Origin of the sequence: Neisseria sp. (genome assembly GCF_041804105.1) — a bacterium.
Lineage (GTDB): Bacteria > Pseudomonadota > Gammaproteobacteria > Burkholderiales > Neisseriaceae > Neisseria.
This window is the reverse complement of the sequence record NZ_JBHCJY010000087.1, coordinates 1-14830: the sequence shown is the minus strand read 5'-3', so window position 1 is coordinate 14830 and position 14830 is coordinate 1. Positions and strand designations below refer to the sequence as shown.

General features: G+C 59.5%; 13 protein-coding genes. 10 read left to right on the top strand and 3 right to left on the bottom strand.

What is annotated here, in order from left to right; genetic code table 11:
- A partial coding sequence (locus tag ACEYDX_RS08030; protein WP_373741498.1) for a transcription-repair coupling factor occupies positions 1–3391 on the bottom strand: 3391 nt, incomplete at its 3' end.
- Here ACEYDX_RS08030 and ACEYDX_RS08025 point away from each other — a divergent pair.
- From ACEYDX_RS08025 to ACEYDX_RS07980, 10 genes are all read left to right on the top strand, one after another.
- A complete protein-coding gene (locus ACEYDX_RS08025; RefSeq protein WP_373741497.1) occupies positions 3370–4137 on the top strand; it encodes a hypothetical protein in 768 nt (255 codons plus the stop codon). The genes ACEYDX_RS08030 and ACEYDX_RS08025 overlap by 22 nt on opposite strands.
- 102 nt (positions 4138–4239) lie before the next feature.
- A complete protein-coding gene (gene pgeF, locus ACEYDX_RS08020) occupies positions 4240–5016 on the top strand; it encodes a peptidoglycan editing factor PgeF (RefSeq protein ID WP_373741496.1) in 777 nt (258 codons plus the stop codon).
- A gap of 360 nt (positions 5017–5376) precedes the next feature.
- A complete protein-coding gene (gene hemW, locus ACEYDX_RS08015; RefSeq protein ID WP_373741500.1) occupies positions 5377–6552 on the top strand; it encodes a radical SAM family heme chaperone HemW in 1176 nt (391 codons plus the stop codon).
- 367 nt (positions 6553–6919) lie between these two features.
- Positions 6920–7309: a RidA family protein gene (locus tag ACEYDX_RS08010; RefSeq protein ID WP_373741495.1), complete on the top strand. Its 390-nt coding sequence runs from the start codon at positions 6920–6922 to the stop codon at positions 7307–7309.
- Positions 7310–7562: 253 nt separating this feature from the next.
- Positions 7563–8498, top strand: a complete 936-nt coding sequence (gene miaA, locus ACEYDX_RS08005; RefSeq protein ID WP_373741494.1) for a tRNA (adenosine(37)-N6)-dimethylallyltransferase MiaA — start codon at positions 7563–7565, stop codon at positions 8496–8498.
- Positions 8495–8620 carry a hypothetical protein gene (locus ACEYDX_RS08000; RefSeq protein ID WP_373741493.1) on the top strand — a complete coding sequence of 42 codons (126 nt, stop codon included), beginning with the start codon at positions 8495–8497 and terminating at the stop codon, positions 8618–8620. Before miaA ends, ACEYDX_RS08000 begins: the two co-directional genes overlap by 4 nt.
- Before the next feature lie 321 nt (positions 8621–8941).
- The gene (gene tadA / locus ACEYDX_RS07995; protein WP_373741499.1) at positions 8942–9655 is read left to right on the top strand and encodes a tRNA adenosine(34) deaminase TadA; all 714 of its coding nucleotides are present in this window, start codon (positions 8942–8944) and stop codon (positions 9653–9655) included.
- Between the two features lie 268 nt (positions 9656–9923).
- The gene (locus ACEYDX_RS07990) at positions 9924–12692 is read left to right on the top strand and encodes an insulinase family protein (protein ID WP_373741492.1); all 2769 of its coding nucleotides are present in this window, start codon (positions 9924–9926) and stop codon (positions 12690–12692) included.
- A gap of 128 nt (positions 12693–12820) precedes the next feature.
- Positions 12821–13006 (top strand): hypothetical protein, encoded by a 186-nt coding sequence (locus ACEYDX_RS07985; protein WP_373741491.1) that lies wholly within the window; start codon positions 12821–12823, stop codon positions 13004–13006.
- Between the two features lie 72 nt (positions 13007–13078).
- A complete protein-coding gene (locus ACEYDX_RS07980) occupies positions 13079–13576 on the top strand; it encodes a YbhB/YbcL family Raf kinase inhibitor-like protein (protein ID WP_373741490.1) in 498 nt (165 codons plus the stop codon).
- A 426-nt stretch (positions 13577–14002) separates the two neighbouring features.
- Here ACEYDX_RS07980 and ACEYDX_RS07975 read toward each other — a convergent pair whose 3' ends face one another.
- Both ACEYDX_RS07975 and ACEYDX_RS07970 read right to left on the bottom strand, forming a co-directional pair.
- Complete coding sequence (locus tag ACEYDX_RS07975; protein ID WP_373741489.1) at positions 14003–14383, bottom strand: hypothetical protein; 381 nt, start codon at positions 14381–14383, stop codon at positions 14003–14005.
- A 49-nt stretch (positions 14384–14432) separates the two neighbouring features.
- The coding region (locus tag ACEYDX_RS07970) for a methylated-DNA--[protein]-cysteine S-methyltransferase (protein WP_373741488.1) at positions 14433–14830 on the bottom strand (398 nt) is incomplete at its 5' end.

Genomic DNA, 14830 nt, shown 5'->3' with positions numbered 1-14830 from the left:
CTTCGCCGAGAATTTCGCCGGCGCCGCGGATTTCCAAATCTTGCATCGCCAGCGTGAAGCCGGCGCCGAGTTCGTCTGCCGCCGCAATCGCATCGAGCCGTTTTTCGGCGTCTTTGGTGATGTATTCGGGGGTGAGCAGGTAGGCATAGGCTTGGTGGTGGCTGCGGCCGACGCGCCCGCGCAATTGGTGCAGTTGCGCGAGGCCGAATTTGTCGGCGCGGTTGATGATGATGGTGTTGGCGTTGGGGATGTCGATGCCGGTTTCGATGATGGTGGAACACAGCAACACGTTAAAGCGCTGTTGCAGAAAGTCGCGCATCACCTGCTCCAGCTCGCGTTCGCGCAACTGACCGTGGGCAACGCCGATGCGGGCTTCGGGCAGCAGCGTTTCCAGCCGTTCGCGCATGTTTTCGATGGTTTCCACTTCGTTGTGCAGGAAAAACACCTGCCCGCCGCGCTTGAGTTCGCGCAGCACGGCTTCGCGCACACTGCCTTCGCTGAAGGGTTTGACGAAGGTTTTCACCGCCAAACGGCGGCTGGGGGCGGTGGTAATCAGCGAGAAATCGCGCAGCCCTTCCAGCGCCATGCTGAGCGTGCGCGGAATCGGCGTGGCGGTGAGGGTGAGAATATCGACGTTGGCGCGCAGGCGTTTGAGCTGCTCTTTCTGGCGCACGCCGAAGCGGTGTTCTTCGTCGATAATCACCAGCCCTAAGTTTTTGAATTGAATGTCGTCCTGCACCAGTTTGTGGGTGCCGATCACAATATCCACCGTGCCCTCGGCCATGCCTTTGAGGGTGGCGGTGGTGGTTTTGCCGCTGTTAAAGCGCGACAGGCTGGCCACTTTCACGGGGAAATCGGCGAAGCGGTCGGCAAAATTCTGCGCGTGCTGCTCCACCAGCAGGGTGGTGGGGGCGAGCACGGCCACCTGTTTGCCGCCCATTACTGCCACAAACGCGGCGCGCAGCGCGACTTCGGTTTTGCCGAAGCCGACGTCGCCGCACACTAATCTGTCCATCGGTTTGCCTTGGGTGAGGTCTTTCAACACCGCGCCGATGGCGGCGGCCTGGTCTTCGGTTTCTTCGTAGCCGAAGCCGTCGGCAAAGGCTTGGTAATCCTGTTCGTTGAAGGCGAATTTAAAGCCTTCCTGCGCGGCGCGTTGGGCATAGAGGTTGAGCAGCTCGGCTGCGGTGTCGCGCGCTTTTTCGGCGGCTTTGCGCTTGGCTTTGCTCCACGCGCCGCTGCCGAGTTTGTGCAGTTGCACGTTCTCATGTGCCTGACCGGAGTAGCGGCTGATCAGATGCAGCTGCGACACCGGCACATAAAGCTGCGCCTCGCCCGCGTATTCGAGCAGCATCATCTCGGCGGTTTCGCCGCCCAAATCCATCGTTACCAAGCCCATATAACGGCCGATGCCGTGTTCTTCGTGGACGACGGGATCGCCGATGTTGATTTCGGCCAAATCGCGCAACAGGCCGTCTGAAACCTGCGCGTGCTTCTTGCGGCGGACGGACGTGCGGCTGCGGGCGACGTATTGGTAGAGGTCTGTTTCGGTGATGACGGCGAGGGGCTGCGTAGGTCGGGCATTGATGCCCGACGGGGTTTGTGATGTGCCGCCATTGTCGGGCATGAATGCCCGACCTACGGATGTTTCGTAGGGTGGGTGTAAACCCACCGCTTTGTCTGCGCGAGCAACCAATACCAATTCATCCGCCAGCTCTTCATCCGCGTAATACACCAACCCGGCTTCGTCAAATTCCGCCATAACCCCCGTTTTCAAATCATGCCATTCATCGACGGAAAAATGGGGGGCATATTGGTTTTGCGCGAACACGGCAACAATGCGTCCGTGCCATACATTGCCCACGCGCACGGTATCGCCGATACAAATAGGTGTGCCGTCCGAATAAGTATTTTCAGACGGCCTTTCGGTTTTCAGGCTGCCTGAAAGTTTTTTTTCGGCTTCGTAGGGTGGGTGCAAACCCACCGCTTCACCGGTTTCGCTCAATGGTGGGTTGACACCCACCCTACGAGGGTCAAGGCCGTCTGAAAGCGTGTTTTCAGACGGCGTAGGGGTTTGTGATACGCCACCGTTGTCGGGTATGAATGCCCGACCTACTGTGCCTGTCTGAAAACCGTAAGCCAGCGGCGTTACCGTAATCGCCAGCGGCGCGTCGCTGTCCAAAAACGCCTGCCAGCCGTCCACGCTTTTGGGTTTCAGGCCGTGCTGGGCGAAGAAACCGAGCATGGTTTCGCGCCGTCCCGCGCTTTCGGCGGTGAGCAGGATGCGGCCGGCAAAGCCTGTCTGAAAACGTTTCAGCGCGGCCAGCGGTTCGTCGGACTGGCGGTTCACGGCCACGTCGGGCAGCAGGTGGGTTTGGCCGTTCAGGTCGGGCAGGATTTGGCCGTAGGGTTTCAGACGGCCTGCGAACTGGTCGGCAGTGAGATACAAATGCTGTGGATGCAAAGGCGGGTAGGACGCGTCGCCCTGCGCCATTTTGAAACGGGTTTTCACGTCGGCCTCGAACCGCCGCGCTTCGGCGTGCACGTCGCCGATGCAGACGGCCAGCACGTCGCCGCCAAGATAGTCGAACAGCGTGGCGCATTCGTCTTCGAAAAACAGCGGCAGGTAGTATTCCACGCCCGCGCCGAAATGGCCGTTGCTCACGGCTTTGTACACGGCGGCGGCGTTGGGGTCGCTCTCGATTTCCTCGCGGAAGCGGGCGCGGAAGATTTTTTGCGCGTCGTCGTCGGTGGGGAACTCGTGCGCCGGCAACAGGCGGATTTCGGAAACCGGCGCGATGGTGCGCTGCGTATCGGGGTCGAAGGTTTTGATGCTGTCGATTTCGTCGCCGAACAAATCGAGGCGGTAGGGCAGCTCCGTGCCCATGGGGAAAATGTCGAGAATGCCGCCGCGCACGGCGAATTCGCCCGCCGCCACCACGTTGGAAACATGGCTGTAACCCGCATCGACCAGATTGCCGCGCAAGGCTTCGGCATCGAGCGTCTGCCCCGTTTTCAGCCAAAACGTGCGCCCGAGCAGGAAGGCCGGCGGCGCGAGCTTCTGCATCGCCGTGGCCACGGGCAGCACCAACACGTCGGCCTGGCCGCTTTTCACCTGCCACAGGGCGGAGAGCCGCTCGGACACCAAATCCTGATGCGGCGAAAAACGCTCGTAAGGCAGCGTTTCCCAGTCGGGCAGGAACACGGCGTTGTCCTGCGGACGGAAAAACTGCCAGGCCGTCTGAAGCCGCAAAGCCTGCTCAGTGTCTTGGGTGAGGATGACTTTGAGCGCGTTTTCAGGCAGGTTCTGCGCCAAAGCCCACGGCAGCGAACCGCGCGTAAGGTCGGGCCAGCGGGATTTTCGGGCGGGTGTCGGAATGGGAAAATTCATGGTGGTTTTTCGGCAGCATGACAGGCCGTCTGAACGGTTTTTCAGACGGCCTTTGGGTTGGAAACGGGGTGTATTTTAACAGAAGACACAAACGGTTTGCTTTTCAGACGGCCTGTCTGCCTTATAATGGCCGCCGTCTCCGCAACCGCAACCCGACAATGAAACAGACCAATTTCCTAGATACGCTCGCCCGAATGCAGGGCGATATGGAGTGGCCTGCAGCAGACGGCCGGATGCCGTCTGAAAAAACGCTCAAGCTGGCAAACGCAGGGACAATCGCCGCCATACCGGTATTTGCGTTGCTGTTTTTTCTCGGAACGGCCCTGCCCGAAAACGGCATCCTGCGTTTTGCCTCCTTCGCCGCAGCCATTGCCCTGCCCGTCCGCTTTTTTTGGTTTGTCGGCATCCGCAACCGCCGCCACACATTGGCCGAAATGCAGCAAACGGTTTGGCGGTTCAAACAGGATACGCGCACGCTGGTGTGGACGGAAAACGGCGAAACCGTTGCCGAATACCCCCTGCAAAACGGCGACAGGCTGCTTGCGGACAGACCGTCCGCCCTGTTTGCAGATGGCGACCAATACGGCGATGTGCTGGTGCTCGAATACCGCCGCCCCTATCCCGCCCAGCACATCCGGCTGTTTTCCTACATCCACAGCCGCAAAAACGATTACCCGCCGTTTGAAACCGCCGCACAAAACATCGCCCGCCAACTCGGCCTGCCGCTGGATTCGTCGGGCTGGTAATACCTTCCATCTTTTTCAGACGGCCACGACACCGATACCGCAAAACACTGCCGAATTGATCCGCAGCAAAGGCCGTCTGAAAACTTAAACAAGGATTTCTCCATGAATTTCGACTTAAACGCCGCCATCGGCATCCCCGCAACCGACACCCCGTTTTTCACCGCCGACTGGCCCGCGCCCGCCCATGTCAAAACCCTGATAACCACCCGCAGGGGCGGCTTCAGCCAAGGCGTTTACGCCGGTCTGAACGTGGGCGCGCACGTCGGCGACGACCCCGAAGCTGTAAAGAAAAACCGTGAAACCGTGCAGGCGCAGGTTTCCGTTCCCGTTGCCTACCTCAACCAAACCCACAGCACCACGGTCGTCCGCGCCGCCGATGCGCTGGCAACGCCGGCCGACGCCGATGCCGCCGTCGATTCAGACGGCCTTGCCGCCTGCGCCGCGATGACCGCCGACTGCCTGCCCGTATTGTTCTGCAACCGCGCAGGCACGGTGGTTGCCGCCGCCCATGCAGGCTGGCGCGGGCTGGCGGGCGGCATTTTGGAAAACACCGTCCGCGCCATGAACGTACCGCCCGTGGAAATCATGGCCTACCTCGCCCCCGCCATCGGGCCGGACGCGTTTGAAGTGGGTCAGGACGTGAAAGACGCGTTCTGCGGCAAAATGCCCGAAGCCGAAAGCGCGTTTGAGAACATCGGCGGCGGCAAATACCTCGCCGACATCTACGCCCTCGCCCGCCAAACCCTGCAACGCGAAGGCGTTACCCAAATCTACGGCGGCAACCGCTGTACCGTGCTCGAACGCGACACGTTCTTTTCCTACCGCCGCGACGGGCAGACGGGACGGATGGTCAGTATTGTTTGGCTGGAAAAGGATTGAACGGCAAGGGCCGCATTCCCGCACAGACAGGAATAAAGATGCCCTCTTTTCGGTTTCCGTGTTCAAGTATTGCCACAAACAAACGTCCGGATTCGCACCTGAGCGGGCATGACGGCGGTTCGGATAAAACGGCTCTTTATCCCCGTCTGTCCGGATTCCAGCCTACGAGAAAACAATGACTGCCGCGGTTTTCCGCTGATCCTTACCTACACTTTGCCCAAACAATACAAAACGGCACCGCAACCGCCCGCAGTATTTGTTTTCAGACGGCCTGTCCGCAACGTTGCCGTCCCTCTGACAAACCGCGTCGTTCAGGCCGTCTGAAACCCTGTTTTTACCCAATCTTCGATAATAAATATGATGCAAACCGTTCAGTTTTCCCGCCCTGCGCATCTTGCCGCCCTGCCTCCTTTGTCGCTCTACGTCCACATTCCGTGGTGCGTGCGCAAGTGCCCGTATTGCGATTTCAATTCCCACACTGCCAAAAGCGGCCTGCCCGAAACGGCCTATGTCGATGCGCTGCTGGCCGATTTGCAGTCGGAACTGCCCAACATCTGGGGGCGGCCGGTGGAAACCGTGTTTATCGGCGGCGGCACGCCCAGCCTGTTTCAGGCGGCCTCGATAAACCGCCTGCTTAACGGCGTGCGTTCGCTGGTAAAGCTGCAACCACAGGCCGAAATCACGCTCGAGGCCAACCCCGGCACATTTGAAAAAGAGAAATTTCAAGGGTTTAAAGACGCGGGCATCACGCGCCTTTCCATCGGCGTACAGAGTTTCAACGATGCCGCGCTGCAAAGTTTGGGCCGCATCCACAACCACCGTGAAGCCTTAACCGCCGTTGAAACCGCACTGAACCTATTCGAGCGGGTGAATATCGACCTGATGTACGCCCTGCCGAACCAAACCGTTCAGACGGCCTTGCACGACATACAAACCGCCATCGCTTCGGGCGCCGGCCACATCAGCGCCTACCACCTCACGATGGAGCCGAACACACCGTTCGGCCACACCCCGCCGCCCGGCCTGCCGCAAGACGAAGCCGCGCTCGACATCGAAGAAGCCGTGCACGGCGCGCTGGCAGAGGCAGGCTTCGCGCACTACGAAACCTCGGCCTTTGCCCGCCCCGGCCATGCCTGCCGCCACAATCTCAATTATTGGCAGTTCGGCGACTACATCGGCATCGGCGCGGGCGCGCACGGCAAGATTTCCTACCCCGACCGCATCGAACGCACCGTGCGCCGCCGCCATCCCAACGACTATCTCGCCGCCATGCAGGGCAATGTTTCAGACGGCATCGAACGCAAAACCGTTGCGGCCGAAGATTTGCCGTTCGAATTCATGATGAACGCCCTGCGCCTGACCGACGGCGTTCCCGCCGCATGGCTGCCCGAACGCACGGGCATATCCGTCGCGCACATCCTACCGCAGCTTCAACAGGCCCGCACACTCGGCCTGCTCGACAACGACCCCGCCGTATTCAGGCCGTCTGAAAAAGGGCGGCGGTTTCTGAACGATTTGCTGCAATGCTTTTTGTAAGGGGATGGCCGTCCGGCAACGGAACAGCGGCGAAACCGGGGAAGAAAAAATCCCGTACTGCCTGAAATTCTCCTGTGCCTTCATTCCCGCGCAGACAGGAATCCAGACATTTGAATTTCAGGAAATCTCTAAAAATATCAAGCTGCCGGATTCCCGCCTGCGCGGGAATGACGATTGGCGTTTTCATCAGTCCGCATCGCTCTCTGAAGTGCAGGACATTTTCAGACGGCCTTTCAACGGCTAACCTCATAAGGTGTACAACCGTAAGACAGGCCGTCTGAAAACCGCACCGGCACCGACCTACCCAAGCCCGTCGGTTTATACGATAATCGCCGTTCCCTTTCCCGCAAAACCAAGGAGAAATCCCATGTCCAAAACCATCATCCATACCGAACAGGCTCCCGCCGCCATCGGTGCATACAGCCAAGCCGTGCGCGCGGGCGATACCGTTTACCTAAGCGGGCAGATTCCGCTCGACCCCGCCACCATGACCGTTGTCGGCGGCGGCGACTTCCGTGCCGAAGCCGTGCAGGTATTCAAAAACCTGCAGGCCGTATGCGAAGCCGCAGGCGGCAGCCTCGGCGACATCGTCAAAGTCAACGCCTACTTAACCGATTTGGCCAACTTCGCCGTATTCAACGAAGTCATGGCCGAATTCGTTCCCCAGCCCTTCCCCGCCCGCGCAGCCGTCGGCGTGGCATCCCTGCCCAAAGGCGTGCAGGTGGAAGCCGAAGCGGTGATGGTATTGAACGCCTAAACACCGGTATGTACACACAGGCCGTCTGAAACCGTTTTTCAGACGGCCTTCACATTTCCGATAGTGGCAAAAACACATTCTTAACCGGTCTTTCGCCCCTATTCCCCTGCAAACGGTTTGGCGGACTTCATCCGCCGTTTCCCCCGCCTGCCCGATTTTTCCTGCGCCAAGGCCGCAGCGAACGCATAGCCGCCCCGTATCGAAAACGAGCCTGATTGACTATAATCCCGTTTTCACTTCCACCCTGCCCGCCATGACCGCACCCAAAGCCTTCGCCCTGCTCGGCCCCACCGCTTCCGGCAAAACCGCCCTGGCTTTGGAAGCCGCGGCGCACCTGCCGCTCGAAATCATCAGCCTCGATTCCGCGCTGGTGTACCGCGGCATGGACATCGGCACGGCCAAACCGTCGGCTGCCGAACGGGCGGCCGTTCCCCACCACCTTATCGACATCGTTTCGCCGCTGCAAACGTACAGCGCGGCGGATTTTGTCGGCGACTGCGTGCGGCTGGCATCCGAAATACACGCGCGCGGCAGGCTGCCGCTGATTGTCGGCGGCACGATGATGTATTACCACGCGCTCACGACGGGGCTGAACGCGCTGCCCGAAGCCGACCCCGCCGTGCGCGCGGCTTTGCAGGCCGAAAAAGCGGAATACGGACTGGCCCGCCTCTATGATCGTTTGCAGCAAATCGATCCCGACACCGCAGGCCGTCTGAAACCCGCCGACAGCCAGCGCATCGAACGCGCGCTGGAAGTATTTGAAATCACGGGAAAACCCTTAAGCAAACATTTCTCCGAACAGCAGCAGCACGCCCCGCCGCTGGATGTGCACACCGCCGCGCTGCTGCCGGAACGCAGCCTGGTTCACGAACGGATTGCCTTGCGGTTCAAACAGATGCTTTCAGACGGCCTGATTGACGAAACGGCTGCCCTGCGGCGGCAATACCCCGAACTGACTGCCGACACACCCGCCATGCGCTGCGTCGGCTACCGCCAGACTTGGGACTACCTCGACGGCGCGTTCGGCCTCGAAACCCTTGTAGAAAAAGGCACGGCCGCCACCCGCCAGCTGGCCAAACGGCAGTTTACCTGGCTGCGCAAAATCCCGACGGATACAGGTTTGGATACCGCAGACCCGCAGCATTTTCAGACGGCCTTAACCATGATGAAACAGCATTTCGGGATTTGACGCGGTGTAACAGGCCGTCTGAAAACAGCGGCCAATCCGTATCGGCATGTACCGTATTGCTCAAGCGCCAAAACGCGCCGCCGCAAAATCCGCTTGCCGCACGCCCGACCTGCCCGTTTTAAGCTGCGAAAACAAGAGCCTGTTTTTTCAGCCCGCACCGAATCACGGCTGCGGAATCCGTTGAACACAATCCGTCCGCACGGAAAACACCGTTTACCCTGCGGACAAAACCCTGATGGCCGCTCGGCCCAAATCGACGGCTCCTGTATGTGCCGCGCATCGGTTTGAAACAGCCGCCGCACGGCAAGCAGAGCGGCAATACCGTCCGCCCCCGTTTCTTTATCCGAACCTTTATCCGAACCTTTATCCGAACCTTTATCCGAACCTTTATCCGAACCTTTATCCGAACACCTTTATCCGAACACCGTTTTCCCGACACAACCATGCTGACCACCCCGCCCCTTGCCCCGAAAACCCTGTCCGCGCTGCACCGTCTCGGCATCCGCAGCCTTGACGATCTGCGTGCGCGCGGCGCGGTGGCAACGTTTCTGCTGCTCAAGGCCGCAGGCTGCACGGTAACGCGCAGCACGCTTTGGCAGCTCGAAGCCCTGCTGCGCGGTATCCGTGCACAGGATTTGGGGGCTGACGACAAAACCGCGCTGCAAGCTGCGCTGCAAACCCACCCGCCCGTGGCCGTGTTCCCACCGCCGTCTGAAATGCAGGATTTTATGCGGCTGGCGTTGGCACAGGCAGAGCGGGCCGCCGCTGCCGGCGAAATTCCCGTCGGCGCAGTCGTTGTAAAAGACGGCACCGTCATCGCCGCCGCGCACAACCGCTGCATCGGCGACCGCAACATCAGCCACCACGCCGAAATCCTCGCCCTCGCCCAAGCGGGGGTGGCGCTGCACAACTACCGTCTCGACGGCTGCGATGTCTATATCACGCTCGAACCCTGCACCATGTGTGCATCCGCCCTGATTCAGGCGCGCGTCGCCCGCGTGGTTTTCGGTGCGGCCGAACCGAAAACCGGCGCGGCAGGCAGCGTGATCAATCTTTTTGAAAACAGCGCATTAAACAAACACACCGCCGTTTCAGGCGGCGTATTGGCCGACGAATGCGCTGCGCTGTTACAGGATTTTTTCGCACGGCGGCGTTAACGGATTTGCAGCCATTCAGTCATATCCACTGCCTACAACAGAGAGCGTCCGGCCCTCTGAAACGGCAGATAAAACGGCTGCCGTTTACATACAGTTTGGCATCCCCAAAATGCCGATACCGCTTTTCTCCATACTGAAATGTCCGGCATGAAACAGTTTCCCCGAGTGAAATCACGCCGTCTGAAAATAATTTCATCCAAATATATCCATTTAGAATAAAAACAGTCATAATAACGCCGTTTGCCACCGTTTTCAGACGGCCTTTACCATGCACATCCCCCGTTCCGCCATCCGCCTCCTGTCCGCCCTCCTGCCGCAATGCAGGCGGGCGGCTTTGCTGCATTCGGAAGCGGTGCGGCGGTTGGCATGGATACCGTTACTGCTGCTGTTTCCGCTGTCCGCTTGGGCGGCGGAAACCGCTTACCGCAGCGGCAAACTGGCCAACGGCCTGACCTACCACATCTTCAAAATCCCGTCGGCAGGCCGCCAGCTCGTCGCACGGCTGAACGTCGGCGTGGGCGCGGCAGACGAAAACCAAGGCGAAGAAGGCATCGCCCACATCACCGAACACCTGCTGTTCCAAAGTTCCGCACAATATCCCGACGGCCTGTCGGCCACGCTCAACCGCAGTGGCTGGCAGATGGGGCGGCATTACAACGCGCTCACGTCCTACCGCTACACCCGCTATCTGCTGACGCCGCCGCAAGGCAGCCGCCAGCTTAACGAAGTGTTGCAGATTTACCGCCACATCCTGTCGCCGCAGCAGTTTTCCGAAAACGACTGGGCGAAGGAAAAACAGGTGGTACTGGCCGAATGGCGGCAACAGCAAGGGTTGGCCGCACGCCTCGACCGCCGCCGCCACGAATTGATGTACGAAGGCGCACGGCAGGGACGCTATGCGCCCATAGGCAGGCGCGAAGCCGTCGAAAATGCACAGGCCGCCACCGCCTCGGCGTTCCACGGCAAATGGTATGCCGCCAACAACGCCGTATTGGTGTTGGCGGGCAACCTCAACCCCGACGACACCGCCGAAGCCGTCGAAGCGCAGCTAGGCCGTCTGAAAACCGCCGTCCTGCCCAGCCGGAATCCCGACGAATACACGCCGAAACTGCAATCGGGCTGGCGGACCGGCCAGATTCAGGATGCCGAAAACGCCGACGGCAAAACGGCATTGGTGTACCGTGTGCGCAAAATTCAGACGGCCTCCGACAGCGAAGCGGCCTATCAGCGGCTGCTTGATAATTTTGCCGCCTACATCATCGGCCTGCGCGTACACGACTCGGGCGAAGACGTGTCGTTCCGAACCGAACAGCTCGGCCAATCCGCCGCCGCATACGGTTTTTACACCGATTCCGCTCCCGGCCGCCAGAAAGAAGCGCTCGACGTCCTGCGCAACCTGCGTCAGGAAATTCTCGATACGCCCGCTACCGACGAAGAAACCGCCGTTTACCGCAAAGCCGTACACGGCAGCCTCCAACCCGAGCCGGAAGGCGACTTTCCCGACAATCTCGCCAAAACCGTGCGTTTGGCCGACGACAGCCTGTCCGAGAACCTGCCGCTGCCGGATAACGCCGCCAAAGCAGTCGAACGCAGCCAGCTTTACCGCATCGGCGCCAAAGCCGTCAACGCCCGCATCGCCGAATGGCTGAACGCTCCGGACAAAACGGTTCTCGTGCAGAGCGTGGCAGGGGAAAAAATCGAACTGCCACCGTTGTCCTCACTCGACGATAACGTCACACCCGATGCCGGTGCCATCGCCGCCGCCCCCGAATTTGCCGAACCCGCAGGCGGTACAGTAGTGTCCGAACGCTACGACCCCAAACTCGACTTGCGCTATCTCAAACTGGGCAACGGCGACACCGCCGTGGTGCTGAAAACCCCGCTGGCCGGTGCCAACGTCTATTTCAAAGCCGTAAGCGACACGGGGTTTCTCGAAAAACCGGCCGACGCTTGGAAAACCCTGCTCGCCGCCGACACCGCCGCCCGTTCCGCCCCCGCCGGTATACAGGACAACCAGTTCAAACGCTGGCGCAGGCAGGAGCGCATCAAATACGGCTACCGCATCGGCGCTTACAGCCAAATCACCGACGCGCAAGCCCCGCAGGCCGCCCTGCCGTCGCTGCTCAAACTCTACCGCAGCTACCAAACCGCCGCCGATTTCAGCGGCTGGCAGCAGGCCGTTGCCCGCGAAACCGCCCGTTTTACCGTAAGCCGGCACTCGAAAAACGGCCGTCTGAAACATTTGGGCGAACAGATGCAGTACGGCCGCGCCGTCAGTATGCCGTCTGAAGAAAATGCCTACCGCAGCATCAGCCGCACCGCTTTGGAACAGCGCTGGCAGATATTGACCGCCGCCCCCGTCCATTACTACATCGTCAGCAACCAGCCGATGGAAGACATCAAGCGGCAGGTCGGCAAATACCTTGCCTCGATTCCGCGCAACAGCGGCCAACTGCCCACCGCCTACCCCCAACAGGGCGGCGTCCAGCTGCAACGCGCCGCGATCAACGACACCGAAGGCGCCGAAATCCGTGCCAAATCGTGGCACGATGCCGCCGCCCTGCCGCCCGAAATACTCGAACAGATTCCGCTTGTCGAAAACCTCGCCAACGCCCGCCTGAAAGACGAATTGCGCAACCGCCTGCAAAGCACGTACGGCGTCCGCTTCAGCATCACCCCCGATTTCGGCCAGAAAGAACTGGAAAGCAGCCTGACGTTCAACACCGCCGCAGACGCCGCATCCGAAAGCTGGAACACCGCCCGCAAGGTGCTGCAGAACCTGCCCGACACCATCGGCTATCAGGAAGCCCGCAACCTGCGCCGGCTGTTCGTGGAACAGGAAAACAACCGCCGCCGCAAACCGGAACTCTGGCTCGAACGCCTTGCCGCCAGCCACCGCTACTACGGCGATGCCCGTTATCTGACCGCCGTTGCCGACATTCCCGACCGCATTACCCGCAGCAGCCTGCGCGAAACCGCCGCCATGATTTGGTCGGACAAAAACGAGCAGGTACTGCTGCTCACGCCGAAAAAATAGGCTGTGTCAGGAAATTGCGTTGATAACCGGCAAAACGGATTTCTCCGGCTTCCTTCATTTCCGCACGGGTAAAAATCCGGATTTGATTCATAAGTGTTTGTCCAACATAAAGATACCGGATTTCAAACATGGATTCCCACCTGCGCGGAAATGACGGAAGCAAGCGTCAGCGCAGCATCCAAACAGCCAAAAACAAAGCGGATTACCGGATTGTCCCCACCTTTGCCAAACCCTGCCATCCCGCTACGGTCCGAACACCAAGGCCGCCTGAAAACCCGCCAAGGATTTTCAGACGGCCTGTTCTGCACACCTGACCCGCCGCCTTCAAATCCACTCCCGCCGCAGGTACAATAACCGCACCGTTTCCAAAACCGAAGGAGAACCCGATGAACATTACCAGCAGCGCCATCGAAAACGGCGTTTTCGCCGACAAATACGGCAAACGCGGCAGCCAAATCGGTGCCAACGGTATGCCCACGCTGTCCATTCCTTTTGAAATCAGCGGCGCGCCCGAAACCGCGAAATCCTTTGCCGTGGTGCTCGACGACAAAGATGCCGTTACCGCCGCAGGCTTTGTCTGGATACATTGGCTGATTGCCGATTTGAAACGCACTTCCGTCGCCGAAAACGACAGCATCACCGCCACCGACTATGTACAGGGCGCAAACAGTTGGGCCAGCGTACTCGGCCAGCTCGACGTGTCCCAAGCATCGTGCTACGGCGGCATGGCACCGCCCAACTGCCGCCACCGCTACGACCTGACCGTGTACGCACTCGACACCGAACTCAACCTGCCGCAGGGCTTCCGTTTCAACGACCTGCACTACGCCATGCAGGGGCATATCCTTGCCCAAGCCACGGTAACGGGTGAATACGACGTGTAAAAAACCGCATTTTCCGCACCAAAACAAAGGCCGTCTGAAAACTTTTTCAGACGGCCTTCAGTAACACGACCGAACGATTGATTGAAAGCCCAATCCGCCGTTCCTGCGCAGGCGGGAATCCAGCGTTCATTTTACATCTAAAAGATTTCTTAACTGTCTCACACACGCGGAAATCCGAATATAAAGATAGACAACCGTACGGCAGAATTACCTAACCCAATACCCAAGTTCAAACGTCCGGATTCCCGCCTGCGCGGGAATGACGTTCTTCCATAATCAACCCGCCCGTAAAAGTCCTGAAATGTACAGACAAACTCCTGCCCGTGCAGAAAACGGCAGCCAAAATACGGAATGGCCAAACCATTGACCAACAAAGGCCGTCTGAAAAAATCTTTTTTCAGACGGCCTTTGTGCCTTGCAGCCGGTTTATCCGTACCATGCCAAACAGGCTTCCAGTTTTTTTAATTCGCGGCGCAGTTCGCGGGCGTATTGCGGGTGGGGCGGATTTTTCCCGTCATCCAACTTGGCCTGCAAAGCGGCGATTTCATGCTCCAATCCGTGTTTGCGCCAAGCCAAAACTTCGGCATCCCAACCGTTTTGCAGACGCTGTTCCTCCCTGACCTGCTGCCAAAGTTCCGCCCAAGCCCGTTCTTTGCGTTTGGGCGGCAGCGGCACTTTATAGCTCAGCTCGGTACAGCCGCCGCCGCAAGACGGGCAACGTACCTGTTCGTCGCTTTTGCGCATATACGATTTGGTGCGCCTGACCGCGGTACGGCAAGGGAAGCAGACATAATTTGTGTTGCTCATCGTTTGACTGTCCTTCCGCTTTTTCAGACGGCCTTTGTCTTGGCCGTTTTCAAAATCCCAATGTTTCCTGCCGGTTGCCGCGTTCCAGTTCCAGCAGAAAACGTTTGCGCTCCACCCCGCCCGCGTATCCTGTGAGCAAACCGTCACTGCCGATGACGCGGTGGCAGGGAATCAGGATGGAGATTTTGTTCTGCCCGTTGGCCGCGGCCACGGCACGGACGGCGCGGGGGTTGCCGAGCTGCTGCGATTCTTCTTTGTAGCTGCGGGTTTCGCCGTAGCCGATGGTCTGCAACACCCGCCATACCTGCTGCTGAAACGCTGTGCCGACCATCTGCACGGGCGTGGCGAAGGTTTTCAGACGGCCTGCAAAATAGCCGTCCAACTCGCTTTGCAGCAACGCGCCCGCTTCTGTTTCCCGCCACACGAAATTCGCACCGAAGGCCGTCT